Annotated in this window: 24 protein-coding genes; 8 read left to right on the forward strand and 16 right to left on the reverse strand. The window is 57.3% G+C overall.

Annotated features, from left to right (window positions below; translation table 11 throughout):
• Window positions 1-131: 131 nt before the first annotated feature.
• From nudK to EPG66_RS09995, 3 genes are all read right to left on the reverse strand, one after another.
• Window positions 132-710, reverse strand: a complete 579-nt coding sequence (gene nudK / locus EPG66_RS09985) for a GDP-mannose pyrophosphatase NudK (RefSeq protein ID WP_031592577.1) — start codon at window positions 708-710, stop codon at window positions 132-134.
• A 143-nt stretch (window positions 711-853) separates the two neighbouring features.
• On the reverse strand, window positions 854-2,350 hold the full coding sequence (ansP, locus tag EPG66_RS09990; RefSeq protein WP_010671357.1) for an L-asparagine permease: 1,497 nt from the start codon (window positions 2,348-2,350) through the stop codon (window positions 854-856).
• A gap of 280 nt (window positions 2,351-2,630) precedes the next feature.
• Window positions 2,631-2,903 carry a YdgH/BhsA/McbA family protein gene (locus EPG66_RS09995; protein WP_031592576.1) on the reverse strand — a complete coding sequence of 91 codons (273 nt, stop codon included), beginning with the start codon at window positions 2,901-2,903 and terminating at the stop codon, window positions 2,631-2,633.
• Window positions 2,904-3,157: 254 nt separating this feature from the next.
• Here EPG66_RS09995 and narQ point away from each other — a divergent pair, with 254 nt between their 5' ends.
• The 6 genes from narQ (at window position 3,158) to EPG66_RS10025 (ending at window position 11,187) form a co-directional block, all read left to right on the forward strand.
• Window positions 3,158-4,846, forward strand: a complete 1,689-nt coding sequence (narQ, locus tag EPG66_RS10000) for a nitrate/nitrite two-component system sensor histidine kinase NarQ (protein ID WP_039390917.1) — start codon at window positions 3,158-3,160, stop codon at window positions 4,844-4,846.
• A gap of 137 nt (window positions 4,847-4,983) precedes the next feature.
• Entirely contained in the window at window positions 4,984-5,613 is a 630-nt protein-coding gene (gene narL, locus EPG66_RS10005) for a two-component system response regulator NarL (RefSeq protein WP_010259976.1), read from the forward strand.
• Window positions 5,614-5,780: 167 nt separating this feature from the next.
• Window positions 5,781-8,897, forward strand: a complete 3,117-nt coding sequence (gene acrD, locus EPG66_RS10010) for a multidrug efflux RND transporter permease AcrD (RefSeq protein ID WP_039390832.1) — start codon at window positions 5,781-5,783, stop codon at window positions 8,895-8,897.
• A gap of 581 nt (window positions 8,898-9,478) precedes the next feature.
• Window positions 9,479-9,847, forward strand: coding sequence for an ArsC family reductase (locus EPG66_RS10015; RefSeq protein ID WP_031592574.1), 369 nt, complete (start codon window positions 9,479-9,481; stop codon window positions 9,845-9,847).
• Window position 9,848: 1 nt separating this feature from the next.
• On the forward strand, window positions 9,849-10,976 hold the full coding sequence (gene dapE, locus EPG66_RS10020; protein ID WP_010671351.1) for a succinyl-diaminopimelate desuccinylase: 1,128 nt from the start codon (window positions 9,849-9,851) through the stop codon (window positions 10,974-10,976).
• 22 nt (window positions 10,977-10,998) lie between these two features.
• A complete protein-coding gene (locus EPG66_RS10025; RefSeq protein WP_003848800.1) occupies window positions 10,999-11,187 on the forward strand; it encodes a YpfN family protein in 189 nt (62 codons plus the stop codon).
• A 270-nt stretch (window positions 11,188-11,457) separates the two neighbouring features.
• Here EPG66_RS10025 and ypfH read toward each other — a convergent pair whose 3' ends face one another.
• The 6 genes from ypfH to dapA all read right to left on the reverse strand — a co-directional run bounded on the left by ypfH (window position 11,458) and on the right by dapA (window position 17,995).
• A complete protein-coding gene (gene ypfH / locus EPG66_RS10030) occupies window positions 11,458-12,138 on the reverse strand; it encodes an esterase (protein ID WP_163657813.1) in 681 nt (226 codons plus the stop codon).
• 73 nt (window positions 12,139-12,211) lie between these two features.
• On the reverse strand, window positions 12,212-14,215 hold the full coding sequence (locus EPG66_RS10035; RefSeq protein WP_182686745.1) for a tRNA(Met) cytidine acetyltransferase TmcA: 2,004 nt from the start codon (window positions 14,213-14,215) through the stop codon (window positions 12,212-12,214).
• Window positions 14,215-15,081, reverse strand: coding sequence for a KPN_02809 family neutral zinc metallopeptidase (gene ypfJ / locus EPG66_RS10040; protein WP_010259999.1), 867 nt, complete (start codon window positions 15,079-15,081; stop codon window positions 14,215-14,217). The genes EPG66_RS10035 and ypfJ overlap by 1 nt, the downstream gene beginning before the upstream one ends.
• A gap of 130 nt (window positions 15,082-15,211) precedes the next feature.
• Window positions 15,212-15,925, reverse strand: coding sequence for a phosphoribosylaminoimidazolesuccinocarboxamide synthase (gene purC / locus EPG66_RS10045; protein WP_010260002.1), 714 nt, complete (start codon window positions 15,923-15,925; stop codon window positions 15,212-15,214).
• Between the two features lie 145 nt (window positions 15,926-16,070).
• The gene (gene bamC, locus EPG66_RS10050; protein WP_182686672.1) at window positions 16,071-17,102 is read right to left on the reverse strand and encodes an outer membrane protein assembly factor BamC; all 1,032 of its coding nucleotides are present in this window, start codon (window positions 17,100-17,102) and stop codon (window positions 16,071-16,073) included.
• 14 nt (window positions 17,103-17,116) lie between these two features.
• Entirely contained in the window at window positions 17,117-17,995 is an 879-nt protein-coding gene (gene dapA / locus EPG66_RS10055) for a 4-hydroxy-tetrahydrodipicolinate synthase (protein ID WP_115757922.1), read from the reverse strand.
• A 143-nt stretch (window positions 17,996-18,138) separates the two neighbouring features.
• Between dapA and EPG66_RS10060 the strand changes: the two genes are divergently transcribed.
• Window positions 18,139-18,720: a glycine cleavage system transcriptional repressor gene (locus EPG66_RS10060; protein WP_010260011.1), complete on the forward strand. Its 582-nt coding sequence runs from the start codon at window positions 18,139-18,141 to the stop codon at window positions 18,718-18,720.
• A gap of 157 nt (window positions 18,721-18,877) precedes the next feature.
• Window positions 18,878-19,345 (forward strand): thioredoxin-dependent thiol peroxidase, encoded by a 468-nt coding sequence (bcp, locus tag EPG66_RS10065; protein WP_010260016.1) that lies wholly within the window; start codon window positions 18,878-18,880, stop codon window positions 19,343-19,345.
• Between the two features lie 99 nt (window positions 19,346-19,444).
• Here bcp and EPG66_RS10070 read toward each other — a convergent pair whose 3' ends face one another.
• The 7 genes from EPG66_RS10070 to EPG66_RS10100 all read right to left on the reverse strand — a co-directional run bounded on the left by EPG66_RS10070 (window position 19,445) and on the right by EPG66_RS10100 (window position 26,711).
• The gene (locus tag EPG66_RS10070; RefSeq protein ID WP_115757921.1) at window positions 19,445-21,010 is read right to left on the reverse strand and encodes a sensor domain-containing diguanylate cyclase; all 1,566 of its coding nucleotides are present in this window, start codon (window positions 21,008-21,010) and stop codon (window positions 19,445-19,447) included.
• Window positions 21,011-21,171: 161 nt separating this feature from the next.
• Window positions 21,172-22,002 (reverse strand): metallophosphoesterase, encoded by an 831-nt coding sequence (locus EPG66_RS10075; protein WP_182686674.1) that lies wholly within the window; start codon window positions 22,000-22,002, stop codon window positions 21,172-21,174.
• Between the two features lie 10 nt (window positions 22,003-22,012).
• Window positions 22,013-22,996, reverse strand: coding sequence for an ABC transporter ATP-binding protein (locus EPG66_RS10080; protein ID WP_115757919.1), 984 nt, complete (start codon window positions 22,994-22,996; stop codon window positions 22,013-22,015).
• Window positions 22,993-23,808, reverse strand: coding sequence for an ABC transporter permease (locus EPG66_RS10085; RefSeq protein WP_022624145.1), 816 nt, complete (start codon window positions 23,806-23,808; stop codon window positions 22,993-22,995). Before EPG66_RS10085 ends, EPG66_RS10080 begins: the two co-directional genes overlap by 4 nt.
• Entirely contained in the window at window positions 23,805-24,680 is an 876-nt protein-coding gene (locus EPG66_RS10090; RefSeq protein WP_109650978.1) for an ABC transporter permease, read from the reverse strand. The genes EPG66_RS10085 and EPG66_RS10090 overlap by 4 nt, the downstream gene beginning before the upstream one ends.
• Complete coding sequence (locus EPG66_RS10095) at window positions 24,680-25,702, reverse strand: ABC transporter substrate-binding protein (protein WP_182686676.1); 1,023 nt, start codon at window positions 25,700-25,702, stop codon at window positions 24,680-24,682. The genes EPG66_RS10090 and EPG66_RS10095 overlap by 1 nt, the downstream gene beginning before the upstream one ends.
• Window positions 25,686-26,711, reverse strand: coding sequence for a LacI family DNA-binding transcriptional regulator (locus EPG66_RS10100; protein WP_182686678.1), 1,026 nt, complete (start codon window positions 26,709-26,711; stop codon window positions 25,686-25,688). The genes EPG66_RS10095 and EPG66_RS10100 overlap by 17 nt, the downstream gene beginning before the upstream one ends.
• Window positions 26,712-26,717: the final 6 nt, after the last annotated feature.

Below are 26,717 nucleotides of genomic sequence, written 5' to 3' on the forward strand. Positions count from 1 at the left end.
CAGGGTTCCCATTCTGTGAACCTGTGCAAAAAGCGCAGTTAACTGCTTAAAAAGCGTGCATGAAAAGTGGATTATGCTTCACTTTCCACGCTCAACGCCGTCACGCTGCAACAGGCTAACTGCATGATTTTTTATGGTATCAGCCAGCCAGCAATCTGCGCATGCTGCAACAGCATGACAGTTTTGCCGTCGCGAATGCGGCCATCGGCGACCATTGCCAGTGCATCAGGGAAAGGCAGTTCCAGCACGTCGATCGACTCATCTTCAACGCCGCCGCCCGCATTGTCGCGCAGCGATTCATTATATTCCGCTGCGAAAAAGTGGATCAATTCAGTGACGCCGCCCGGCGACATATAGCAGGCATAGAGTTTCTCCACCTCGCCCACCGCATAACCGGTCTCTTCAATCGCCTCTTTGCGAATGCAATCTTCCGGAGAGTCGTCGTCCAGCAAGCCTGCGCAGGCTTCGATTAACATGCCGCCTTCGTTACCGTTGACGTAAGTGGCGATACGGAACTGGCGCGTCAGGACCACGCTGTTCTTTTCACGGTTATAGAGCAGGATGGTCGCCCCGTTTCCGCGATCGTAGACTTCACGTTTATGGCGGATAACCTCGCCACGACCATCGGTGATCTCATAGGTGTAGTTACGCAGCACAAACCAGTTTTCGGACAGGAGCTTATCTTTGATGATGTTGATCTTAAACGACATGAGGACTCCGCTACCGCATAAAGGGAGCCTTTCATCATAGGGGCAAGCTTGCGGGAAAACTATCCTAATTCTCGCGGTGAATGAGGCGGTTGGCGGACAAAAAAAAGCCAGCCCGAAGGCTGGCCTGATTGCTGCAGAGCTTATCAGCGCGAGGTGTCGTCAGCCAGTCGGGTCGGCTGAGGCTCCTCTTCGTGATGATCCTGTTCGGTCTCAGCTATGGCGTGAACACGCTTACGCACGCCAAACCATCCCAGCACCAGCAATACCGCGATCAGCGGAATGGAGGCGATGGTGTAAGTCCCGTTCGGGTAGTCAAACGCCATCAGCACCAGTACGCTGAACAGGAACAGCAGCGTCAGCCATGAGGTAAACGGCGCGCCTGGCAGCTTGAAGCTGACATCATCCGCCTTGCCCTCTTTAATCGCTTTGCGCAGACGCAGCTGACAAACCACGATAAAGGCCCAGGAGGAGATAATCCCCAGCGAGGCGATGTTCAGGACAATCTCAAACACCTGAGAAGGCACATAGTAGTTAAGCACCACACCAATCACATAGACGGCGATGGTCACCAGAATACCGGCATAAGGCACCTGCTGACCGTTCATCTTAGACATGAATTTCGGTGCAGAGCCACCCATCGACATGGAGCGCAGAATACGCCCGGTTGAGTAGAGGCCAGAGTTCAGGCTGGAGAGCGCCGCACTCAGCACCACGATATTCATGATGCTGCCAACGTAAGGTACGCCCAGCTTCGAGAAGAAGGTAACAAACGGACTCTGACCCGCCTGATAGGCGTTCCACGGCAGCAGCAGCACCAGCAGGACCACGGAACCAACGTAGAACAGGCCGATACGCCAGATCACGCTGTTGATCGCTTTCGGCAGCATGGTTTTCGGGTCTTTACATTCTCCCGCCGCCGTACCTACCAGTTCGATAGAGGCAAAGGCGAACACCACACCCTGAATCAGCACCAGCGCAGGCAGTAAGCCGTGTGGGAACATGCCACCGTTATCGGTGATCAGATGGAAGCCGGTGCTGTTGCCATCCAGCGGTTTGCCGGTGCCAAGGAACACCACGCCCACCACCAGGAAGATCACAATCGCCAGCACTTTCACCAGCGCAAACCAGAACTCCATCTCGGCAAACCACTTTACGCCGATCATGTTCATGGTGCCGACAATCGCCAGCGCGCCCAGGGCGAACACCCACTGTGGCACATCACCAAATGCGCCCCAGTAGTGCATGTAGAGCGCGACGGCGGTGATATCGACGATGCCGGTCATTGCCCAGTTGACGAAGTACATCCAGCCCGCCACGTAGGAAGCTTTCTCACCCAGGAATTCACGGGCGTAGGAGACGAAGCTGCCGCTGCTGGGACGGTGTAACACCAGTTCGCCCAGCGCACGCAGAATAAAGAAGGAGAAGATGCCACACACCAGATAGATGATGGCTAAGGCGGGGCCAGCAGCCTGCAAACGGCCACCTGCGCCCAGGAACAAACCGGTACCAATGGCACCGCCGATCGCAATCATCTGTACGTGACGGTTACCCATCGCCTTCTGGTAGCCGGCGTCATGAGAATTGAGCCAGCGTCGTTTCGCAGCGCGCATCTCGCCTGGGGTTTTGTTTTTAGATTTCATAGCATTCCTGTTTGTCCTGACTATCAGTCGTCGCATCCCTATTTCAGGCGTAATGCCCTGTGAAATGGGGTATTTTCCTCTGTGCGTTTGCCTGTGAGTGAGTGCCAGGCAGCGCGGGAATTTACGGCGATGAATCCTACCCGTTCTGCAAGAACGAAGCAAAATATACCGGGCAGATGCACAGGCTGATTTGTAAGAATCCATCCTGATGCACAAAAACAAAAAAACCGGCCATTTTCAGGCCGGTAAAAGCTACAGGGATGGAAACAGGAGGGTTGGGTTAGCGATAAATCTCTGCGGTGCCGCTCCACAGGCTGGAGTCGCCTGGGTTATCGACACCAATAACGCGGTAATGGCTGGCGCCCATCTCTTCCGCTTTTTGCGACAGCTGGCGATTCGCATCGTCCAGTGAGCCGCGAACGCCGGAGACCGAAACGCTACCGATGCTTTGCATACTCTGCGCCTGCGACTGATCGACCGGCGTGGCGGCGAAAGTGGCAAATGAGGCGGTAGCCAGTAATGCGCCCGCCAGGACAGCATTCAGCTTTTTCATTGGATGCTCCTTAATCTGTGATCGGGATTGATTTGATGACTGGATGAATTATTAGCGCTGCAATGAAAAGCAACATCGGGACGATGTAAACCTGTTCCTTTTTTAAGCGTGGAATAGCAGCACGTCCTGGGAACTGTCAGTTGCGGTCATTTTATGTGCGATGTGTAACGTCCTGTGCGATAAACAGGGAATGGATCATTTGCGTTACGTTAATGCGCTCTTATAATTCCCGCACTCTCAACAGGGCCATTCATGTGATTGTTAAACGTTCCGTAACTCAAAGCATCGCTCAGGCGCTCAGCGCCATTGTCCTGCTGTCGCTGCTCACCACCGGTCTGGCATTAGTCACGCTCCTGAGCAGCCAGCGCGACGCGGAGGCGATCAATCTGGCGGGTTCACTGCGCATGCAGAGCTATCGCATGGCCTGGGATGCCAGCCGTCAGCCGCAAAATCTGGCTCATCATCTGGCGCGCTATCAGCAAACGCTGGATGCGCCGGTGCTGCAAAAACTCGATCGGCCCTGGGTACCCCGTGAAGTAAGTGTTCGCTATCAACGGCTGCGTGCCGCCTGGCCCTCGCTGCAGCAGCAGTTGCAACAGGGCGATACCGTGGCTTATCAGCAGCAGGTGCCGATCTACGTCGGTGAAATCGATCGCTTTGTGCTGGGTCTGCAGCGCTATACCGAGTTGAAAATGCATCTGGTGGCCGCCAGCAGCCTGGTGGGGGTCATTGCGATTGTGGCGCTGGCACTGATGACGATTCGCTTTACCCGACTGCAGGTGGTGCGCCCGCTTAATGCGCTGGTCACCGCCAGTCGCTATGTTGAGAGCGGCAACTTTGCTTTTCCGCCGCTGCACGTTGAACAGCAGAATGAACTGCGGGTGCTGTCGCATGCCTTCAGTGGCATGGCGGCACGTCTGCATTCGCACTACCAGCTGCTGGAAAGCACGGTGCGCGCCAAAACGGAAGATTTAACCCAGGCGAATCGCACGCTGTCGCTACTCTATGACAGCTCACAAATGCTGACCGCCAGCCCGCTGCATCCGGCACTGTTTGAAGCCGTGTTAACCAATGTACTGACGCGTGAGAAACTGACGGCGATCCGGCTCGACAGTGACCAGTTTCAGTTTCGCGCCGGTGATGATCAGGCCGCCGGTCAGTGGCAACGTCTGCCGTTACAGCAGGACGAGCAGCAGATCGGCGAGCTGCGCTGGCAGACAGCTGGCGCCCCGCCTCCGGATGAACTGATGCGCAGCCTGGCGGCGATGCTGGGACGAGCTATCTGGATCTGGCAGGCACAGCAGCAGTATCAGCAGATGCTGCTGATTGAAGAGCGCACGACCATTGCCCGGGAATTACATGACTCGCTGGCGCAGTCGCTCTCGTTTTTACGCATTCAGCTGACCCTGCTACGCCGCGCCGTTGATAAAGACGATAGCGCCGCCCATACCATTATCGCGGACTTCGATCAGGCGCTGGCCGAAGCCTATCGTCAGTTGCGCGAACTGTTGACCACCTTCCGTCTGACCATTGAGCAGGCGGATCTGGTGGCGGCCATGCAGGCGATGATCGCCTCGCTGCAGGAGAAGAGCAGTGCAGAGATACACTTTAACTATCAGACCGGCCTGCAGAGTCTGGAAGCACAACAGCAGGTGCATGTGTTGCAGATCGTCCGTGAGGCGCTGCTGAATGCGATTCGTCACGCCAGTGCCCAGGTTATCCGGGTGGATTATCAGCACAGTGAAAAAGGTGAGCACTTACTGACAATTACGGATGATGGCGTGGGGATGAACAGCACTGACGAACCGCCGGGCCATTACGGCCTGACTATTATGGCGGAGCGCGCTCAGCGCCTGAGCGGCCATCTGACCCTCCACGCACAGCCACGGGGTACCAGGGTGGAGTTGCGCTTTCCACCGCAACCGGCGCGCCCGCTGGAATAGCAGGCCAGAGCTAATCTTAATTCATTAAAATAATCTATCGGTTTGCGACCGCGGACTATTCGATACAGAACAGGGTGTTGTCCCTGACCAATACCGTCTGATCTGCCGCAGTCTGAAACCGATGAAACGGAGAAAATATGCAACAGCCCGCATTAACATTGATGATTGTGGATGACCACCCGCTGATGCGCCGCGGTGTCCGTCAGCTGCTGGCGCTGGATCCCCGGCTGGAGGTGATCGCCGAAGCCAGCAATGGCACTGAAGCGCTGGCGGAGGCCCGTCATCAGGAACCGGACATCATTCTGCTCGACCTGAATATGAAAGGCATGTCCGGACTGGATACGCTGAAGGCGCTACGCCATGAAGGGATCAGCTCGCGCATTCTGGTGCTGACCGTCTCTGACGCCCGCAGCGATATTTTTGCCATGGTGGATGCCGGTGCTGACGGCTATCTGCTCAAGGACAGCGAGCCGGAGGTCCTGCTGGCGCATATCCTGCAGGCATCACGGGGCGAAAAGGTCTTCAGCGAGGGCGTCACCCGCTATCTGGCTAATCGCCAGCACAGTGCCGATCCTCTGCGTCAGCTCACCGAGCGCGAACGGGATGTGCTGCAGGAGGTGGCGCGTGGCCTGTCGAATAAAGAGGTTGCCGCTATTCTGCATATCTCTGAAGAGACGGTAAAAGTGCATATTCGTAACCTGCTGCGGAAACTGGATGTCCGCTCACGCGTCGCCGCCACGGTGATGTGGCTTGAAAGCCGCAAATAGCCAACGAATTTACATTTTCTCCTCAATTTCTCCACGATTTCCCCCGCTGCCGCACGTAGAGTAAACGGCGGCGGAGAATCATGGCAAAGACCCGCCGATTTTCCTGCCAGAGCGCTCTTTGCTGGTGGGCCTGACCAACGATAAAAGTAGTGAGGAGTGTCGATTTAATGTCGAATTTCTTTATCGACCGCCCTATCTTTGCCTGGGTTCTGGCGATTCTGCTGTGCCTGTGTGGCACGCTTTCGATTATTTCGCTGCCTATTGAACAGTACCCCGATCTGGCACCGCCCAACGTGCGCATCACCGCTAACTATCCGGGCGCATCCGCCCAGACGCTGGAAAACACCGTTACCCAGGTGATCGAGCAGAACATGACCGGCATCGATAATCTGATGTACATGTCCTCTAACAGCAGCAACACCGGCCAGGCACAGATCACCCTCACCTTTACCGCCGGGACCAATCCCGATGAAGCCCGTCAGCAGGTACAGAACCAGCTGCAATCCGCACTGCGCAAATTGCCACAGGCGGTGCAGTCGCAGGGTGTAACCGTCAATAAAACCGGTGACAGTAATATTCTGATGGTGGCATTCGTTTCAACCGACGGCAGCATGGATAAGCAGGATATTTCAGACTATGTCGCCAGTAATATTCAGGATCCTCTAAGCCGTATTGATGGCGTCGGCCAGGTTGACGCTTACGGCTCGCAATATGCGATGCGTATCTGGCTCGATCCCAATAAACTGATCGCCTACTCGCTGACCACGGAAGATGTGGTCAGCGCGATCCAGTCGCAGAACACCCAGGTTGCCGTGGGTCAGGTGGGTGGCCTGCCGTCGGTAGAGAAACAGGCGCTTAACGCTACGGTCAACGCCCAGTCGATGCTGCAGACCCCTGAGCAGTTCCGGGCGATTACCCTGAAGAACAATCCCGATGGTTCGGTGGTGACGCTGGGCGATGTCGCCAGTGTGGCGCTGGGCGCTGAGAAGTATGATTATCTGAGTCGTTACAACGGCCAGCCCGCGTCAGGCCTGGGGGTGAAGCTTGCGTCCGGTGCCAACGAGATGAACACCGATAAGCTGGTGCGGGCGCGTATTGAGGAGCTGTCCCACTACTTCCCACACGGTCTGGAAGCAAAAATCGCCTATGAAACCTCCCCTTTCGTTAAAGCGTCAATCACCGATGTGGTGAAGACGCTGCTGGAGGCGATTGTGCTGGTTTTTGGCGTGATGTACCTGTTTATGCAGAACTTCCGCGCCACCTTAATTCCTACTATTGCGGTGCCGGTAGTGCTGTTCGGCACCTTCAGCGTGCTCTATGCCTGCGGGTTCAGCATCAATACCCTGACCATGTTTGCCATGGTGCTGGCGATCGGGCTGCTGGTGGATGATGCCATCGTGGTGGTGGAAAACGTTGAACGTATCATGCATGAAGAGGGACTCTCGCCGCGTGCCGCCACCCGAAAATCGATGGGCCAGATTCAGGGCGCGCTGGTGGGCATCGCGCTGGTGCTCTCTGCGGTGTTTGTGCCGATGGCGTTTTTCGGCGGCACCGTCGGCGCCATCTACCGTCAGTTCTCAATTACCATTGTGTCGGCGATGGTGCTGTCGGTGCTGGTGGCGATGATCCTGACACCGGCGCTCTGTGCCACGCTGCTCAAACCCGTGGCGCAGGGCGAGCAGCCTGAGCGTCGCGGCTTCTTCGGCTGGTTCAATCGTCACTTTAATCGCAATGCTGACCGCTACGAGCGCGGGGTCGCGGGTATCCTGCGCAAGGGCGGTCGCTGGCTGCTGCTCTATCTCGGCATCATCGGCCTGATGGCCTTTCTGTTTCTGCGTCTGCCGACGTCGTTTCTGCCGCTGGAAGATCGCGGCGTATTCCTGACGCAGGTTCAGCTTCCGGCAGGCGCGACGCTTGAGCAAACTGCCAGCGTCGTCGCCAAAGTCGAAAACTATTATCTCACCGAGGAGAAGGCCAATGTGCTGTCGGTCTTCTCCACCATCGGCGCAGGTCCGGGCGGCAATGGACAAAACGTGGCGCGTCTGTTTGTGCGGCTGAAAGACTGGGAAGCGCGGCCCGGTGCGGATCGCACCTCGTTCGCGATTATCGATCGCGCGACGAAGGCATTCCAGAAGATCAAAGAGGGTCGGGTGATTGCCAGCAGCCCGCCAGCCATCACCGGCATGGGCAGCAGCTCCGGCTTTGACCTGCAACTGCAGGATCACGCGGGCGTCGGTCATACCCAACTGATGGCGATGCGTGACAAACTGCTGGAGATGGCGGGCAATGACAACGCGCTGTCGCGGGTACGACACAATGGACTGGATGACAGCCCGCAGCTGCAGATCGATGTTGATGCACGTAAAGCGCAGGCGCTGGGCGTGTCGCTGGATACCATCAACGACACCCTGACCACCGCGTGGGGCTCCAGCTACGTGAATGACTTCCTGGATCGTGGCCGGGTGAAGAAGGTCTATGTGCAGGCCGCCGCTGAATTCCGCATGCTGCCAGACGACATCAATAAATGGTACGTGCGCAACAGCAGCGGCAAAATGGTGCCCTTCTCCGCGTTTGCCACCAGCCGCTGGGAGACCGGTTCCCCGCGTCTTGAACGCTACAATGGCTATTCGTCGCTGGAGATTGTCGGTGAAGCGGCCAGCGGCGTCAGCAGCGGCACGGCGATGGATGAGATGGAAAAACTGGTTAATGCCCTGCCGCTTGGCGTCGGGTTTCAGTGGACCGGTGCCTCTTATCAGGAGCGGCTCTCCGGTTCGCAGGCGCCGGCACTTTATGCGATTTCGCTGCTGGTGGTCTTCCTCTGCCTGGCCGCGCTGTATGAAAGCTGGTCGATCCCGTTCTCGGTGATGCTGGTGGTGCCGCTGGGCGTGGTCGGGGCACTAATCGCCACCTGGATGCGTGGGCTGGAAAATGATGTCTATTTCCAGGTTGGCCTGCTGACGGTAGTGGGGTTATCCGCCAAAAACGCCATCCTGATTGTAGAATTTGCTAATGAGATCAACAGCCGTGGACGCGAGCTGGTGGAATCTACGCTGGAGGCATCGCGTCAGCGTCTGCGGCCGATTCTGATGACCTCGCTGGCCTTTATTTTTGGTGTACTGCCCATGGCGATCAGCAGCGGAGCGGGCTCCGGCAGCCAGCATGCCGTGGGAACCGGTGTGATGGGCGGAATGATCTCTGCCACACTGCTGGCGATCTTTTTTGTGCCGCTGTTCTTTGTGCTGGTACGCCGCCGCTTCCCGCTCAAAGAGAAGCCGCTCGACTAAATAGAGGCGCAAATAAAAAGCGGTCACTGATATCAGTGGCCGCCTTATTTCTGTGTGTGGTAAGAATTCCAGCAAGCGGGATTAACCTGCTTTTTTCTTCGCGCGTTACTTGTTGCGTAACATCGCTTCGATAAATTCTTTCCAGGTTCCCATTTCAGTGTCAATCATAATGCCCTCTCTTATTGTGCTGGCAATATTACGCGCTTTTTTTATACAGGTGAATACGTTTACACCTGTTATATCTATCGGCAACCGTCATAAAAACATGAATGTTGCTGGTTTTGCAAGCTGACGCACACTTCAGCAACTCCTTAACCCTGTTGAAAATAATTTAGTTTAAACCCAACGGTAGACTATTTTATCAACATGGCGAAATTCCTAAGCTCTTATTGATAAGCAGGGTAATGATTAGCTACGAAATTGATAGCGTTTACCCGATGCCAGACGATGTCCTCGCTAGCGTGCCCTGCGGCCCTGTTCCCGCGCCGTGGCAGATGCCGCAACGGATCACACTATGGTAAACTCGCACTTTGGCTGCTTTTTTCAGCTTTCACTTCTCACAGGACAATAAGGATCGGGCCATGAGCACGCAGTGGGTGATGTTCGGGATTAAAAATTGCGACACCATAAAAAAAGCCCGGCGCTTTTTAACAGACGCAGGCGTTGACTATCACTTCCACGACTACCGTGCGGATGGCCTGAGCGATGCCCTGCTGCAGGAGTTTATCGATGCACTGGGTTATCAGGCTCTGCTTAACACCCGGGGTACCACCTGGCGTAAATTGCCTGAGAGTGATCGCGACGCGGTTACCGATGCCAGCAGCGCCAAAGCGCTGATGCTGGCGCATCCCGCCATGATTAAGCGTCCGCTGTTGCGCGCCCCGGATGGCTCCCTGCTCGCCGGTTTCAGCGAAGCCACCTATCAGAATGCTATCCAGGAGAAGTCATAATATGTTTTGCCCGGTCATTGAGCTGACGCAGCAGCTTATTCGTCGCCCCTCTCTCAGCCCCGATGATGCCGGATGTCAGGCTCTGCTGATCGCCCGTCTTGAAGCCATTGGCTTTAAGATTGAAACGATGAACATCGACGACACCCTGAATTTCTGGGCCACCCGTGGCGAAGGTGAAACGCTGGCGTTTGCCGGTCACACCGATGTGGTGCCGCCTGGCGATGCCAGCCGCTGGATTAATCCGCCGTTTGAACCCACCATCCGCGACGGCATGCTGTTTGGTCGCGGCGCGGCCGACATGAAAGGATCGCTGGCGGCAATGGTGGTGGCTGCCGAACGTTTTGTTGCGGTGCGTCCCAATCACCGAGGGCGACTCGCCTTTATGATTACCTCCGATGAAGAGGCCAGCGGGGCCAACGGCACAGTTAAAGTGGTTGAACGACTGATGGCGCGCCGCGAACGGCTCGACTATTGCCTGGTCGGCGAGCCCTCCAGCACGGAAGTGGTGGGTGATGTGGTGAAAAATGGCCGTCGCGGCTCAATCACCGCTAACCTGATGGTGCATGGCGTGCAGGGCCACGTCGCCTATCCGCATCTGGCGGATAACCCGGTTCACCGGGCGATGCCGGCGCTGAACGAGCTGGTCGCGACCGAGTGGGATCAGGGGAATGAGTTCTTCCCGGCGACCAGCATGCAGATTGCCAACGTCCAGGCGGGCACCGGCAGTAACAATGTGATCCCCGGCGAGCTGTTTGTGCAGTTTAACTTCCGCTTCAGCACCGAACTCACCGATGAGATGATTCGTCAGCGGGTCGCAGAGCTGCTGGATCGTCACCAGCTGCGTTACACCATTGAGTGGAAACTCTCTGGCCAGCCCTTCCTGACCACGCGCGGTAAACTGGTTGATGCCGTCGTGAAAGCTGTAGCGCACTATAATGAAATTAAGCCGCAGCTGCTGACCACGGGCGGAACCTCCGATGGCCGCTTTATTGCCCGGATGGGTGCACAGGTGGTGGAACTGGGGCCAGTGAATGCCACCATTCATAAAATCAATGAGTGTGTGAAAGCCTCCGACCTGCAGATGCTGAGCCGGATGTACCAACGCATCATGGAACAACTGATCGCCTGACGGCGGTTTTAAGGAGCAGCAAATGGAATTTATTAAAGATTACTGGTGGATCCTGGTGATCCTGCTGATGGTTGGCGTGCTGATGAACGTTTATAAAGATCTGAAACGCATCGATCATAAAAAATTTATGGATAACAAACCTGACCTGCCGCCGCATCGTGATTTCAACGATAAATGGGATGACGACGACAACTGGCCGAAGAAAAAGTAAACGAAAAAGCCCCTGCATAGCAGGGGCTTTTTTATGGTTCTTCACAAAGTCAGCTCTCATCAGCGTTAAGATCGAGCTTGCGCAGAGAACACGGTCAGATCGGAAAGTCGCTAAAGCCATTCCCTGGCCGCTCGGCCCGCACCATCCCTGGCGCGGGACGCTTTCCTCCTCTGACCGTGTTCCCTGCGTGTTGAATTTATGCGTGGCGGTGGGATTACCCCGATTCGGCGTTGTCAGCAGTCTGAAATGCCCCTGCTACGCAGGGGCTTTTTACATCATAACGATAACATCATCGTCACCCGGTTTTGCGCCGCTTAACGCCTCATCAAAGTAGCGTTTTGGCACCGTATAACGCAGATGATTCAGCGCCAGCTCCATGCTGCGTTGATCGATGGCGTGCGCCAGATCGTCAACGATATCCAGGGTAACATCGCCACCGCAGGCGGTCAGCCGCTGCTCCGCCTGCTGCGCATGATGCAGCGGGATCTGCTCATCATAATCACCGTGGATCAGGTGAATGGTGGTGCGGGTACTGGCCTTTTCCGGCAGGGTGATAAACCGGCCATTAAACACCACCGCGCGGCCCGCCAGATCCGGATGCGCCTTAACCCCTTCCAGCACCATACTGCCGCCCTGCGAAAAGCCGATTAACGCTGTCGCTTCCGGCCGCACGCTGCTCTTTTTTTGCCAGTGGCGCACAGACTCAACAAACTGCGGCATCGCCGCATCAACCCGCTGCTGGACGGTCTGATCGTGCAGGTCGGTTTCGCCGAACCACTGACGACCCGCACCAGGAGAGCCGACGGACACCACCAGCGCTTCGGGAAACGTTCGGGCAAACCAGTTGCCAATCTCGCCCATTGAATCCGGATTATCGCCAACGCCATGGTAGAGCAGAAACAGCTGCGCTGTAGTGGCAGGCTGTTGAACGATTACATATTTCAGTGTCATGTTGACCTCCTGTATTCACTCTACGCCGCCTGGCACAAAATCATATAAGGATAATTTGAACCAGCTGGTCGAATTATTTCAACGGCAGGTGCAGCAAGGCCGCATCAACGCCCAGTGTCTGGAGGGCCGCTGCCGCCTGCTGACGCAGCTTAGCTATCAGCGCTTTGCGCCCGCTCACTCCCGCCTGCCGGGCCAGTTCGCCCAGGGCTGTGGGTGTGGCAACCGCCGCAGCCAGCAGCGGTAAAGAGGCTGAACTGGCCCGCACCAGACGCTGCAACACCGGCAGGCTCGCTTCCAGTGGCCGCTGCGCCCAGGCAAAACCCGCCGCCAGACGAATATCCTGTGCGGTCAATCCGTCGTCAGTAACCTGATCAAACTGCAGTTCCAGTGCGATATGCTGGCGCAACAGCGGCCAGTCTCGCGCCAGCTGTTCTGCCGCGCGGTGCTGCAATGCCTCACCCGCAGCAGAACAGGGCAACATGGCCATCGCCGCGTAGCAGCCGCTGCTGGCTTCGCGCTGACTGCCAATCCGCACCAGGCTAAAGCCACAGGCGCGCCAGAACGCCCAGAGAGATTCAGTGTAGCCGAAGCTGACGGAGAGGTAGTCATATCCGGCGGCCGCACTGGCCGCTGCAGCAACCAGTTGCTGTCCGGTTCCCAGACGACGCCGCTCCGCCGCCACGGCAATACGGCTGATGCGCAGCGAGCGCAATGTCGCCGCCTCAGCCAGACCGGCATGGGCTGCCAGCGACTGCGCCACCAGATTCCCGCGGGGTCGCCGGGTGCCCGCCCAGACAGCCTGTGCCAGTGCAGGTTCAAGACCGCCCTCTTCCACCAGCCAGAGCGCGCCTTGTAACGCCGGCGCATCACCGGCCCGCCACAGCTGCATGCCCGGAGCATCCAGCAGGCGGCGCAGATCAAGTGGCGAGGTACGATAGTGCGCACTGGTCAGCAGACGATACGCGGCCTCCAGCGCACCGAAATCGTGGCGCTCAACACGATGAGGCGTTACAGGGCAATCGGGTGCGGGTGCGGCGGTATCGTCAAACAGCAGCGCCTGGTTCAGCCACTGCTCCAGCGGATCGAAACGCGACCAGCGCAGCGGCTCATCGAGCGTAAAATAGTGTGCATCAGGAAGCCCGGCGCAGAATTTAAGGATAAACCCGCGCCCGCTTCCTTCGTAGCCCTGTACGGTGGTGGTGAGCAATACGCGGGGATATCGACTGACCAGCTCCTGCAGCAGCGGTGCCGGGATCGCCGCCGCTTCATCCACAATCAGCCATTCCGCCTGCGGCGACGCCTCCAGCGCCAGCAGCGCATCGGGTGCCATAAAGTGAAAAGCGTCAGCAGCAAAGGTGCTCAGCACCTCCGTTGAGGCTTTGGCCGGAGCCGTCACCAGACAATGTCCGTTCATTCGTGCCAGCATGCCCGCCAGCGCCGATTTACCGCGTCCGCGAGGCGCGGTCAGCACGGCAACCCCCGCTGGCAGCCTCATCAGCTGATCGAGTATCGCCTGCTGCTGCTGCTGCGGTGCCTGACAGTGCCACTGCGGCCAGTCCGGCTGCGCCGGAAACCGGCATGGCTGATGCTGCCGCTCCAGCAGCACCTGGTCATCCGCTAATATCAGCTGTTGCAGGTGGTGAACAAAATAAGGGGTGGCGATGGGTTCAGCGACATCGGCCCAGCGCAGGCTGTCGCTGTCAGGCTGCTGCGCCCACTGTTCCCAGGGCGGCACCAGCAGTAACAGCCAGCTACCGGCGGTGAGCGTGCCAGCCAGCGCAGCGAAAGCGTCGGCATGAAAGCCCTGACGGGCGTCAAACAGGGCATGACGAAATTCACGGCCAAGCAGCGTGCGCACCGCAGCAGGCTGTTTGTGCAGGACAGGCGTTTTATACTGACCCGGCTCTATATCTGAAGCAGAGAACAGCGGTTCCGGGCTCAACTCCAGCCAGTCGCCGGTCAGCGTTTCACGCCACGCCGCAGCCCGTAGTAAACACCAGGCCGGGTCGCCGCTGATCACCGCCAGACGACGCACACCGGCCTGCTGCATAAGCTGCGTAAGATGCTGCAGACTCATCAGTTGCTGGCGAAGGTGTTGCACTGTCCTGGATTGCCACCATCAAAACCGCGCTTGAACCAGGTGTAGCGCTGCTCAGACGTCCCGTGGGTGAAGCTGTCCGGCACCACGCGGCCCTGACCTTTCTGCTGCAGGCGGTCATCGCCAATTGCCTCGGCGGCATTCAGCGCTTCCTGCAGATCGCCCGCTTCAAGGATATTTTCCTGCTGCATATAATGTCCCCAGACACCGGCAAAACAGTCCGCCTGCAGTTCCATTTTGACGGAGAGCTGATTGACCTGCGTCTGGCTGGCGCCCTGCTGCATCTCACGCACTTTCGGTTCAATGCCCAGCAGTTTCTGGACATGGTGGCCAACTTCATGCGCGACGACGTAGCCCTGGGCGAAGTCACCGTCCGCGCCGAGTTTGGTTTTCATCTCGTCATAAAAAGAGAGGTCGATGTAGACGGTCTGATCGGCAGGACAGTAGAACGGCCCCATGACTGACTGTCCGGTACCACAGCCGGTGCGGGTTGCGCCGCGATACATCACCAGCTTTGGTGCCACATACTGTTTATTCATCTGCTGGAACAGTTTGCCCCAGGTGTCTTCCGTGGTGGCCAGGATCACCTTCGTGAATTTCGCAGCCTCATCATCATTGGCGCTGACGCTGCGCTGTTGCTGCTGGCTGGTCGGTGCAACTTCGCCACCTGTCAGCAGTGCGGTCAGGTCGTAACCGTAATAACCCGCGATGGCCACGACAATCAGCAGCACAATACCGCCTTTACCGCGCGGCAGACGAATCTGGCGGCCTCCGCCGCCTAAACCGGACGATTGATCGCGACGGTCTTCTACATTGTCGCTTTCGCGACGCCCTTGCCAGCGCATGCTGTATTCCCTCAGTCATTTTTTCAGATGGCATGATTTTAGTTGTGTGAGGCAGCAATCACCAGCTTTACCCTGAAATGAAAAAAGGAGAGCCGGGGCTCTCCTTTTTCTTTCTGCGCGGCAGGCAAACTCAGTCGAGCTTCACGCCCAGCCGCTGTGCAACCGCTTCATAGGCTTCCACCACGCCGCCGAGGCTCTGGCGAAAACGGTCTTTATCCATTTTATCCAGCGTCTCTTTGTCCCACAGGCGCGCACCGTCTGGCGAAAACTCATCGCCCAGCGTCACTTCGCCGTTAAACAGACCAAACTCCAGTTTGAAGTCGACCAGAATCAGGCCCGCATCGTCGAACAGTTTGCTCAGCACCTCGTTGGCTTTAAAGGTCAGCTCCTGCATCCGCGCCAGGTTCTGTTTGCTGACCCAGCCAAAGGTTTCGCAGTAGGATTCATTGACCATCGGGTCATGCTTTGCATCATCTTTCAGGAAAAGATCAAACAGCGGCGGATTGAGCACAATGCCCTCTTCCACGCCCAGACGTTTTACCAGCGAGCCTGCGGCGCGGTTACGTACCACGCACTCTACCGGCACCATCTCCAGCTTCTTCACCAGCGCTTCAGTATCTGACAGCAGCGCTTCCATCTGGGTCGGGATACCCGCTTCCTGCAATTTAGTCATGATAAAATGGTTAAACTTGTTGTTAACCATTCCCTTGCGATCAAATTGCTCGATTCGGGCGCCATCACCTGCTGATGTATCGTTGCGGAATTCGAGTATCAGCAGATCCGGGTTATCGGTGCTGTATACGGTTTTCGCTTTACCGCGATACAACTCAGCTCGCTTTTGCATCTTGTTCACTCCAGACTTGAAATAACGGGTGTTCAGCGGCCAGTGCCGCTGCGGCGATTGCCTTGACGCAATCGTTTACTTCGCCGCGCGCTATTATGCCAAAAACAAAATAAAAAGGCCGGAGAATCTCCGGCCTGGGGCAACTTTATTTGTTCAGCGCCGCCTGGAACACGGCCACCAGCGCATCGTTCTGCGACTGGGTCAGCACATGCCCTTTCGGGTCGATGAATTGCAGACTGGTGCGGTTGTCGAGATCGCCGACCTGCACTTTGTAATCACCGTTTGGTAATTCCGGATCTTTCGCACCGACTGAATCCCAGTCGCTGCTGCTCAGTGACTTGTAGGTCACCTTCATGCTGCCGGTTGAGCGGGTCGAGTTGGTCACTTCCATCCCGACGCGTTTCATTGCATCAGGCAGACGCTGCCATGCCACGTTGTATGGCGTACGCAGGATCAGCAGTGGCAGGCCGGTATCATCTGCACCGCTCTGCACATCAATGGCCCCATTCACCCGACCAGAGGCCGCGTTTTCACTCGCCGTATCAATCTTGTCCATACCGGTGCTGATGTCATTCAGCATCTGCGCGGTGTAACGCTGGATCTGCACAGGTGAGGTAATGGTTTTACCATCCTGCTGCAGCTCCAGCAGACGAACGGTTAACTGCTGCTGATAGCTCTGCGACTGCACGCTGATCTGGTAGCGGCCACGATACTGCTGATCTTCATCAGCACGGTTCCACTGCACCCAGTCCGTCGTCAGCTGCTGGCCTGCGTCATTACGGGAGGCAATCGGGTATTTGTATGACTGCACCACGTTGACGACCTGCGACCAGACTGAACCGCGGCTGTTATCAATCATCAGCGCGCCGGTATTGTTGCTGAACTGTGCGCGGGTGCCGTTCATCAGCGCCAGCGGCTGGGCTGGCGGACGGATGTCGAGCTGCTTGCCGGTGGGTGCCTGACTGGTCGTGCGCGGCACATCGAAATCACCACGCTGCACCGGCAGGATCATTCCGGCAGGCGCTTTCAGTTCATTTAACTGACTGGCTTCAAGATAAGATTCGTCACCGCTGACCTGGCGCTTATAACGCTGATCGCTTGAACAGGCCGACAACAGCATCAGGGTAGAAAGCCCCACCACTGTGGCTACTGTTGACCGCTTTACTGAGTAATTCATTCAAACTCCCTAAATTATCGCAAACCCGCTTTCACCAGCGCCTGCTCCACTTTCGGCTGGCCGGCTGCAGTCAGTGGCGTCATTGGCAGACGCAGCGTGTCGTTAGCGATTAATCCTAGCTGTTTCGCAGCCCATTTCACCGGGATAGGATTGGGTTCACAGAAAAGCGTCTGGTGAAGATGCATCAGACGCTGATTCAGGCGGCGTGCCCCGACGAAATTGCCCTGCTGTGCGAGTTGACACAGTTCGACCATTTCGCGCGCAGCCACGTTGGCCGTCACCGAAATGACGCCTTTGCCGCCCAGTTGCATAAAGTCCAGCGCAGTCGCGTCATCGCCACTCACCAGAATGAAATCTTCATTAACCAGCTCTTGGATCTGACTAACCCGCGATAAGTTCCCGGTTGCCTCTTTGATTCCGATAATATTTTTGATTTCGGCCAGGCGGGCAACGGTTTCCGGCAGCATGTCACAACCGGTACGCGAGGGAACGTTATACAGCATCTGTGGCAGGCTGGTGCTATTCGCAATCGCTTTAAAGTGCTGGAACAGCCCTTCCTGCGTCGGACGGTTGTAATATGGGGTCACGGTCAGGCAACCCACAACGCCGGAATTTTCAAAACGCTTAGTCAGAGAGATGCCTTCAGCGGTGGCGTTTGCCCCGGTTCCGGCAATCACCGGAATACGGCCATCGGCCAGCTCCAGGGTCAGCATCACCACATCACCATGTTCTTCATGGCTCAGGGTAGCAGATTCGCCTGTGGTGCCGACGGAAACGATCGCCGCGGTGCCGCTGGCGACGTGATAATCAATCAGTTTTTTCAGACTCGACCGGCAGACATTACCGCTGTCATCCATTGGCGTAACGAGTGCAACAATACTTCCCGTAAACATTGGCGATCCCCTCGACAAACAAGTGCTTCATGGTACGTTTTACACTTAGGGAAAAGCAAGCCAGCCACGCCATTCCCGCGCTTGTCAGCAGTTTTTTTTATGTTTACCTTATGGTTATTAGCGAAAGCAGAGGAAAAGCCATTTTGCCGCAATCTCAGCCCCATCATCTGGTGATCACCGCGCTCGGTGTTGACCGTCCGGGTATCGTCAACACCATTACCCGACACGTCAGCAGCTGCGGTTGCAATATTGAAGATAGCCGTCTTGCCATGCTTGGGGATGAGTTCACCTTTATCATGCTGCTGTCGGGCAGCTGGAACGCGATCACACTGATTGAATCGACCCTGCCACTGAAAGGGGCAGAGCTGGAACTGCTGATCGTCATGAAGCGCACCAATGCCCGGCTCCGTCCGCCGATGCCCGACACCGCGTTCATTCAGGTTGAGGTGGCTGATTCGCCGCATATTATTGAACGCTTTACCGATCTTATCGATAAGCATCAGATGAATGTGGCCGAACTGGTGTCGCGCATCACGCCAGCACAACACAATTTGCCACCTACGCTCTATATTCAAATGACCGCTCACAGTCCGACGCGAACCAGTGGCACCCCGTTTGAGCAGGCGTTTAATACCCTGTGTCAGGAGCTGAATGCTCAGGGAACGCTGCGCCTTTACAGTGTGTCAGATGCCGACAGCAGCGAATCTGTCAGCGCGGTACGCTAAGCTTTGGTCAATTAACCGGAGTTATTTCTCCACATTACTGCCACTGAAAGGTGACCGGCTATGTGGTGAAATACCCCCTGATGGTAATTTTCCCTCTGGCCGTTTCTGACCGGATGGTGTATTACCCACAGCCTGAATAAGAAAATGGAGAGATGTAATGAATCCACTGAAAGCCGGAGATACTGCACCCGCATTTAGCCTGCCCGATCAGGACGGCGAACACGTGAATCTGACCGACTTCCAGGGACAGCGCGTTCTGGTGTACTTTTACCCGAAAGCGATGACACCAGGCTGCACCGTGCAGGCGTGCGGTCTGCGTGACAACATGGATGAGTTGAAAAAAGCGGGCGTGGAAGTGCTGGGCATCAGCACCGACAAACCGGAAAAACTGTCAAAGTTTGTCGAAAAAGAGCTGCTGAACTTTACCCTGCTCTCCGATGAAAACCATGAAGTCTGCCAGGCGTTTGGCGTCTGGGGTGAAAAAACGTTTATGGGGAAAACCTATGACGGCATTCATCGCATCAGCTTCCTGATAGATGCTGAGGGCAGGATCGAAAAAGTGTTTGATAACTTTAAGACCTCGAATCACCACGACATGGTGCTGGATTACGTCAAGTCAGCCTGATGTTGAGGGGCGCGGTAGCCTTAACGCCGTGCCCTGCTTAGCTGCCTCTTCCCCGCCCGTTTTTATCCTGCCGTTACGAAATACTCTGAGTTCAAGCGATTACGCGGCGGCCACGATAACGCAGTTGCGCCCGGCATTTTTCGCTTCATAGAGTGCCGCATCCGCCTGTTTTAAACTGCCTTCAAGCCCGGCATCCTGCGAACCATTCCAGGCCGCGACGCCGATAGACAAGGTAATGCGTCCCACGTCGGTGAGCCAGGCTTCTGCAATACCCAGTCGCACGCGCTCGGCGATAATCTGCGCCTCATCCAGCGCCGTTCCCGGCAGCAGCATCAGAAACTCCTCTCCGCCGTTGCGGCACACCACGTCAGACTGACGGGCGCTGGCACGCAGCGTGCTAGCGACCTGCTGAATTACCCGGTCACCCACATCGTGGCCCCAGCTATCGTTGACGCTTTTAAAGTGATCGATATCCAGCGCCAGCACCGAGAAAGGCTGGCGTAGCGTGCGGTAATACTCCAGTACCGCATTAAGACCACGCCGATTCAGCAACTGAGTCAGGGGATCGGTCTGGGCTTCCGAACTCAGACGACCGATCTTATCCTGCACCAGTCCGATGCCGGTGAGCAGCGCGCGCTTGACCTGCGCCGCCTCAAAATACCAGGCACTGATGCCGCCAATCTCTTTTGATACGCCCTGCGCATCCATACGGCTGGCTTTGCGGGCCAGCTGGAACAGCGGCCGGGCAATCAGCCGTGCCAGCACCAGCGCAACCAGCAGGGTCAGCAACGCGAACGGCACCGAGTTTTTCAGGACTTTCATTAACAGGCCTGAGAGCGGGTTCAGCGTGACGTTAATCGGCTTCAGCGCCACCACCGTCCAGCCGGTGGTCGGCACGACGGCATAGCCCGCCAGCTGCGTGGACTCACCTGCACCCGCAAGCATCAGCGAGCCATTGGTCTTCTCGTCACGCGGACTGACGATGGCGGGCAGAACTTTACCAATCAGCTGACGATTCTGGTGATACAACACCTCATTATTACTGTCGAGCACATAGACCGTAGTGCCATCACGGTAAAATTGTTCACCCAGTAACGCATTCAGAATGCTTTTTTTCTTCAGATAGATTGTGCCGCCGATGTAGCCCAGATAGTCGCCATCGGGACTCCAGATTGGCCAGGAGACAAACACCAGCAGATTATTGGCTGCAGAAAGGGTCGGTTTACTGATGATCGGCTGCCGCAGCGTCAGCGCTTCGCGGGAGGCGTCACTGGTGACACGCATCCCTTTCAGCGTCAGGGATTCGGGCGAGATCGCTTTGATCGCGCCCTGCTCATCCACCACGGCCACCGAGTTGAAACTGGTGGTCTGCTCACGCAGACGATTGACTTCGCTATTCAGCAGCTCTTCATTATTAAAATCACGGCTTAGCTGGTTGGCGCTGTAGTGCAGCTGTGACTGCGCCAGCTGGAAAAAGATTTCACTGGTTGAGGCCAGCTTGGCGGCATAGGCCCGGTTAGCCTCAAGTGTGGTGTCAATCAGTACCTGGCGCTGCACCCGCCAGGTGGCGTAGAGCGTATTCGCGAGCGTGATAACAATGCTGACAATCACCAGCAGGGCGATCAGATTGCGCAAGTCGGCCTTGGGCCGAAAGAGCTTTAGCATGGCGTCGCCGCCCTGGAGAAGAGTGTCATGTCGTGAATGCCTGATTATTTTTTTAATGTGTGCCAGAAGCCCTGATAGCCGGGCTTAAGTCTACACTGTGTCGGCATTTTTGAGCAGCATTAAGACAAATATCACCCCGCTTAATACAGATTTAGCTGGCACTAATCGATTAACCCCTGACTATCGTAAAATGGCCAGGGTCCCGAAAAGTGGCCAATCGCGCACTGATGCGTGACCATTCCCTGCACTGGCTGCCAGCAATGGAGCAAAAAGCCAGGCGGCTCCAGAATAAAATGAGCCGGCCCCTCCGGATGCAGATCCAGAGCCACCTGATGCGACACGCCTGGCGCGACACAGGCCAGGGTTCCGGCAAAACGGGTCTGCAGGCTGCGATGCAGATGACCACAGAGCACCCGCTCAACCTGCGGATGGCGGGCAATGATCGCCTCAAGTGCCTCAGGATGGCGTAACCGTTGCCGATCCATATGCGCAATGCCACAGGCAAAAGGGGGATGATGCAGCATCACCAGCGTGGGCTGATCCGCGGCCTCGTGCAGTGCCTGATCCAGCCATTGCAACTGCTGCTCATCCACCTCGCCCCACGGCTGTTGCGGTACGCTGGAGTCCAGGGCCAGCAGCCTGACGCCGCCCACGCTAAGCTGCCAGTTCAGGGTTGGTCCCGCCTGCAGGTAGGTGTGATCCGGAAAGGCAGCCCGCAGTGCCTGGCGATCGTCGTGATTGCCCGCCATCAGATAAAAGGGCAGCTGGAGGCGCTGCAGGGCTTCGCGCAGCGTCTGGTACTCTTCCGGCTTGCCAAAATCGACCAGGTCGCCGGTAATCACCACCACATCGGGGCGCGGCTGCAGCGCGTTAAGAGTATCGATAACCTGCAGTAAAGCGGCATGGGTATCGACCTGTTTATAAGAGAGACGACCAAAGGCCTTGATATGCAGATCGCTGATTTGAGCGATGACCGTGGGTTGAACAGACACAACCGACTCCTTAGCAACTAAATTCCAGCGCGGCCTGGCGGGTCAGCGACCAGCTGATGCGCTGTCCCGCCTGCCAGATTTCGCGGGCATGACGCTCGACCTGAATGGGGTTATCCAGCCCGATATCGATCAGTAAGCGCTGCGAGGCGCCAAGAAACGTACTGCCCACCACCACACCGCGCTGGGCATAGCGGGTGTCGTCGGCCAGCAGCACATCTTCCGGGCGGCAAAAACGCAGGGGATGACCGTCGGGATCGTGCGCAATGCAGTTAATGGCGCCCACAAAATCCGCCACAAAGCGGGAGGCCGGGCGCTGATAGATTCCCTGCGGAGTATCCAACTGCACCAGACGGCCCTGCTCCATCACCGCGATGCGATCGCCCAGCGCCATCGCCTCCTGCTGATCGTGGGTGACGTAAACCGCGGTAATCGCCAGCCGCTTGAGCAGCGCGCCGATCTCCAGTCGCAGCCGATCGCGCAGCCTGGCGTCAAGCGCCGCCAGCGGCTCATCGAACAACAGGACTTTGGGCCGGGCGGCCAGCGCACGTGCCAGCGCCACCCGCTGCTTCTGCCCGCCGGACAATTTATCAATCGCCCGGTGGGACAGATGTGTCAGGTCAACCAGTGCCAGCATCTCCGCGACCCGCGCGTCACGCTCGGCACGTGGCACGCCCTGCACCTTCAGTCCATAGGCGACGTTCTGCGCCACGTTGAGCGTCGGGAACAGCGCGTAGTTCTGAAACACCATGCCAACATTGCGTTTCTCAATCGGCAGCGCGGTGACGTTACGCTTGTCAAACCAGATCTCTCCCGGGGGATCGCTGCTATCCAGACCGCTGATAATACGCAGCAGCGTGGTTTTGCCACAGCCTGACGGCCCCAGCAGTACCAGTGTTTCACCGGCGTGAACCTGCAGTTCGAGCGGATGCAGCGCGACCTGCTGATTAAAGCGACGCGAGCAGTGGCGCAGCGTCACGTTGACGGCCTCATTCATACGGTTTCCTCTCTCTGCTGCCGCGAAGATTGCCGTTCCAGCCAGTGATTACAGGCGTTGAGCAACAGCAGCAGCGGTAAAATCATCATAATAAAGATCAGGGTATAGGCGGACCCGACTTCCAGCCGCATCGAGGTGTAGCTGTCGGCCAGACCAACCGGCAGGGTTTTGGTCAGTGGCGTGTGCAGCATCCAGGTAATGTTGAACTCCCCCACCGACAGGGTGATCACCATAAATGCGCCCGCCAGAATGCCGTTGCGGCAGTTCGGGACGACCACGGTAAAGAAGCGGCGCCAGAAGCCCGCCCCCAGGCTGGCGGCAGCTTCTTCAAGGCGCGGCAGATCAATCGCCTGCATCACCGACAGCACCGGTCGGATCATAAAGGGCAAGGTAAAGAGCACATGGCCGATAAGGATGAAGAGCCAGCTGTCGCGCAACGCGCTGAACTGACCATAAAGCAGAATGATGCCCAATGCGGTGGCCAGGCCCGGCAATGCGACTGGCAGCATCAGGCACTCCTCAATGCGGCTGGCCCAGCGTGACGGTGATTTCAGTAAGCCCCAGGCGGCCGGCACGCCAGCGATAACCGTCACCGCCAGACAACTCAGAGCGATCAGCAGCGACAGCCAGAAGGTGTCGGCATACATCTGCCACACCTGTTCCACCCACTTCAGCGTCAGGCCGCTGCGCAGGCCAGTGAAATAGTTCTGCGTGACGCCCGCCAGCATCGAGAGCACAACCGGCACAATCATAAACAGCGCGGTGAGGCTGGTGATCACCACCTGCAGCCAGAACAGCCCCCGGCGCTTCATACCGTCTCCTTACGGCGGGCAGCCAGTCCGTTCGCCAGCATCAGCGCCAGCCAGGCCACCGCCCCCATCACCACCGAAAGCGCCGCTGCGGTGGCAAAGTTGGCGTAATTAGTGAACTCGCCATAAATGGTCAGCGGCAGCACCGCGAGCTCTGTGCCAAGGGTAAATGCGGTGCCAAAGGCGCCCATGCTGGTGGCGAAACAGAGCGCGCCGCAGGAGAGCAGCGCCGGTTTCAGCCCAGGAATGATGACGTCAATGATGATGCGCCACTGGCTGGCACCCAGCGATCGGGCGGCCTCTTCCAGCGAACGGTCCAGCTTTTCACTGGCCGCCACCAGCGTCACGATGGCGCGCGGCAGCGAAAAATAGAGATAGCCAATAAATAAGCCGCTGAGCGAATAGGCCAGGATCCAGCGCTCATGAAACAGACTGAGACTGAGTTGCGCCAGAACCCCCTGACGCCCCGCCAGCATGACCATCAGAAATCCCACCACCACGCCCGGAAAGGCCAGCGGAAAGGTCAGCAGCGCCAGCAGAGTGCCTCGCCCGGTAAAGCGCTGCCGTGCCAGAAAGCAGCCGACCACCGCAGCAATCAGCAGCGTCACCAGTGTGACCGCCGCCGAGAGCAGCACGGTATTCAGCAGGCTTTGCAGATATTGCGGCTGGCTGATTACCGTCCAGTAGCCGCTGTGGTGAGTCGTGCGATCCTCCGTCATACCGATCTGCAACAGACGAGCAAACGGCAACAACCAGAAGGCAGCAAAGAACAGCAGCGCAGGCAGCAGCATCCACGGCCAGTTTGCCCCCAGCGGCCGAAGGCGGTGGCGAACTGAGTCGCCAGCAGCAAACGGATTGATCTCTGAGAGTGACATCAGCGGATCTCGCTCAGATAACGGGCGGAGAAGCTCTTCTGCGCGTCGGCCATCTGCTGATAATCAACCGTGTGAGCGCGCGCATAGTCGCTGTCAGGCAGAAAATATTTCTTCGCTTCGGGTGACATCGCCCCCGCCCGGACCGGACGCAGCCAGGCATTAGCCCAGATCGCCTGACCAGCATCTGACAGCACGAAATCGATCACTTTCTTACCATTGGCCGGATGCGGCGCATTTTTCACCAGACTGATGACGTAAGGCACCGTGATCGTCCCCTCGCTGGGGATCACAAATTCCACATTGGCGTGATCTTTGTAACGGGCACGGTAGGCGTTAAAGTCATAGTCGATCAGAATCGGGATTTCGCCTGAAATCAGCCGGGCATAGGCGGTCTGCTTAGGCACAATCGGCTGGTTGCGTTGCAGCGCTTTGAACCAGTTGATGGCCGGGGTGAAGTCATGCAGGCTGCCGCCTTTGGCCTGATTCACCGCGACGGCTGCAACGTAGCCCACAAAGGCGCTGGCCGGATCAAGATAGCCCACCATGCCTTTATATTCCGGCTTCAGAAGATCATCCCAGGAACGCGGCACCGGCGCGCCACCCAGCGCATCAACGTTGACCATAAAGCCCATGGTACCGGAGTGCAGCGCCACCCACTTACCAGCGGGATCTTTCATGCCTGCCGGGATCTGATCCCAGTTTGCCGGTTTGTAAGCGCTGATCACGTCTGCGCTGACTGCCTGAATGCCGAAGCTGACGCCGTAATAGACCACGTCGGCGACCGGATTGCTTTTCTCGGCGACCAGCTGCGCCAGCGCCTGACCCGAATTTTTATTATCCTGCGGCACATGAATGCCCGTCGTTTTTTCGATCGCCTGGAGCTGTGTCGCCCAGTCGGCCCACTCTGGCGGGCAGTTGTAGCAGATAGCATTTTCTGCCGCCTGCGCCCACGATGAGGCAAGCGTGCATCCGGCCAGCAGCGCAGCGCTGGCGATAGGTTTGAAGTTAACGGTGAGTGACATGATGTTCCCCTGAAAAAGAGCCATGAAATGCCGGGGCGACACTCTCCCCGAGACGTAAATGATGTGCCAGCAGATGGGTTTTACCGCCGACGGGATTCAGAAGCAGGTCAATGGCGCGCGCGCCCATTAGCGCAATCGGCTGCACCACACTGGCCAGTGAAGGTGAAAGCTGTTCGCCCAGCTCAATGCCATCGAAGCCGACCACGGAGAGCTGATTCGGTACACTGACGCCGGCACGCGCAGCGGCACCCAGCAGGCTGATAGCCAGCAGATCGTTACTGCAAATCACCGCCGTCAGCGGCGAAGGTGCATTAATCAGCGGCAGCAGCGGATGGAAATCGGACTGGATATGGCTGGGCATCTCAATCATCGCCTGCGGCGTCAGACCGGCCTGCTGCATGGCATCGCAGTAGCCAAGGTAGCGCAGACGGGCGCGGTCAGATTGCTGCATAGGACCCGCAGCCATCACGATGTGGCGGTGGCCCAGTGACACCAGATGGGCGGTCGCTTCGGCAATGGCTTTGCGGTTATCTACGCACAGCGCGGGCCATTCTTGCTGTTGCGGAACGTTGTGGGTCAGCACGAAGGGCATCTTCGCCGCCGCCAGTGTCGGCAGCAGCGCACTGCTGTCGGCATCTGCCACCGTCAGTACCAGACCGGCGACACGCTGGTGCAGCATATGTTCGACAATGGCCGCTTCCCGCTCAGCCTGATAATCACTGGTTGCTACCAGCAGCCCATATCCCGCCAGACGAGCCTGCTGCTCCATCGCCTGTAACTGCATGGCAAAAACCGGATTGAGCAGTGAAGGCAACAGGACGCCAAGCGTGGTGGAGTGTTGGGTGCGGAGCTGACGGGCAATATGATTCGGGCGGAAACCGATCTGTTCCGAGGCGGCAAGCACCTTTTGCAGCGTGCCCGGTTTTAGCAGATGAGGGTCAGAAAAGGCGCGCGCAGCGGTTGCGCGGGAGACCCCTGCCAGTCTGGCTACGCTGATTAAATCGGTCATGACTGC

Source organism: Pantoea pleuroti, from assembly GCF_014156615.1.
Taxonomy (GTDB): Bacteria; Pseudomonadota; Gammaproteobacteria; order Enterobacterales; family Enterobacteriaceae; genus Pantoea; species Pantoea agglomerans.

Excerpts from the sequence above, each read along its gene's own strand:
- nudK (WP_031592577.1), bottom strand. The coding sequence starts at position 710 with ATGTCGTTTAAGATCAACATCATCAAAGATAAGCTCCTGTCCGAAAAC.
- ansP (WP_010671357.1), bottom strand. The coding sequence starts at position 2,350 with ATGAAATCTAAAAACAAAACCCCAGGCGAGATGCGCGCTGCGAAACGA.
- EPG66_RS09995 (WP_031592576.1), bottom strand. The coding sequence starts at position 2,903 with ATGAAAAAGCTGAATGCTGTCCTGGCGGGCGCATTACTGGCTACCGCC.
- narL (WP_010259976.1), top strand. The coding sequence starts at position 4,984 with ATGCAACAGCCCGCATTAACATTGATGATTGTGGATGACCACCCGCTG.
- acrD (WP_039390832.1), top strand. The coding sequence starts at position 5,781 with ATGTCGAATTTCTTTATCGACCGCCCTATCTTTGCCTGGGTTCTGGCG.
- EPG66_RS10015 (WP_031592574.1), top strand. The coding sequence starts at position 9,479 with ATGAGCACGCAGTGGGTGATGTTCGGGATTAAAAATTGCGACACCATA.
- dapE (WP_010671351.1), top strand. The coding sequence starts at position 9,849 with ATGTTTTGCCCGGTCATTGAGCTGACGCAGCAGCTTATTCGTCGCCCC.
- EPG66_RS10025 (WP_003848800.1), top strand. The coding sequence starts at position 10,999 with ATGGAATTTATTAAAGATTACTGGTGGATCCTGGTGATCCTGCTGATG.
- ypfH (WP_163657813.1), bottom strand. The coding sequence starts at position 12,138 with ATGACACTGAAATATGTAATCGTTCAACAGCCTGCCACTACAGCGCAG.
- EPG66_RS10035 (WP_182686745.1), bottom strand. The coding sequence starts at position 14,215 with ATGAGTCTGCAGCATCTTACGCAGCTTATGCAGCAGGCCGGTGTGCGT.
- ypfJ (WP_010259999.1), bottom strand. The coding sequence starts at position 15,081 with ATGCGCTGGCAAGGGCGTCGCGAAAGCGACAATGTAGAAGACCGTCGC.
- purC (WP_010260002.1), bottom strand. The coding sequence starts at position 15,925 with ATGCAAAAGCGAGCTGAGTTGTATCGCGGTAAAGCGAAAACCGTATAC.
- bamC (WP_182686672.1), bottom strand. The coding sequence starts at position 17,102 with ATGAATTACTCAGTAAAGCGGTCAACAGTAGCCACAGTGGTGGGGCTT.
- dapA (WP_115757922.1), bottom strand. The coding sequence starts at position 17,995 with ATGTTTACGGGAAGTATTGTTGCACTCGTTACGCCAATGGATGACAGC.
- bcp (WP_010260016.1), top strand. The coding sequence starts at position 18,878 with ATGAATCCACTGAAAGCCGGAGATACTGCACCCGCATTTAGCCTGCCC.
- EPG66_RS10070 (WP_115757921.1), bottom strand. The coding sequence starts at position 21,010 with ATGCTAAAGCTCTTTCGGCCCAAGGCCGACTTGCGCAATCTGATCGCC.
- EPG66_RS10080 (WP_115757919.1), bottom strand. The coding sequence starts at position 22,996 with ATGAATGAGGCCGTCAACGTGACGCTGCGCCACTGCTCGCGTCGCTTT.
- EPG66_RS10085 (WP_022624145.1), bottom strand. The coding sequence starts at position 23,808 with ATGAAGCGCCGGGGGCTGTTCTGGCTGCAGGTGGTGATCACCAGCCTC.
- EPG66_RS10090 (WP_109650978.1), bottom strand. The coding sequence starts at position 24,680 with ATGTCACTCTCAGAGATCAATCCGTTTGCTGCTGGCGACTCAGTTCGC.
- EPG66_RS10095 (WP_182686676.1), bottom strand. The coding sequence starts at position 25,702 with ATGTCACTCACCGTTAACTTCAAACCTATCGCCAGCGCTGCGCTGCTG.
- EPG66_RS10100 (WP_182686678.1), bottom strand. The coding sequence starts at position 26,711 with ATGACCGATTTAATCAGCGTAGCCAGACTGGCAGGGGTCTCCCGCGCA.